We start from the raw sequence: 313 nt of genomic DNA, 5'->3' as shown, positions 1-313 counted from the left end.
CGCACCATCACGCGCAAGCGATTGCTGGAGCAGTCGCTCGACACCCAGCGCAAGCTGCTGGAAGACATTTTCCGCGACAACATCCAGACCTTCGACGCGGCCATGCGCTACTGCAGGCAAGCCGGGATTTCCCTGTACCGCCTCCCCTCCTCGATCTTTCCCTTCGCCGACGAACCGAGCGGACGCGAGATCCTGGAAACGCTGGCCCCGGCGCTGGAGCGCTCCGGCCAGCGCGCCACCGACGCCGGCATCCGGCTGGTGATGCATCCCGACCAGTTCGTGGTGCTCAGTTCGGATTCGCCGGCGGTGGTCG

1 pseudogene is annotated in these 313 nt (G+C 66.1%); it reads left to right on the top strand.

Going from position 1 to position 313, the window contains the following annotated elements:
* Positions 1 to 313: pseudogene (locus KVT32_RS29480) on the top strand (UV damage endonuclease UvsE); the annotation flags it as partial.

It is taken from the genome of Achromobacter sp. GbtcB20, assembly GCF_019091095.1.
Classification (GTDB): Bacteria; Pseudomonadota; Gammaproteobacteria; order Burkholderiales; family Burkholderiaceae_B; genus Achromobacter; species Achromobacter mucicolens.
This window is presented reverse-complemented; position numbering and strand designations above follow the sequence as displayed.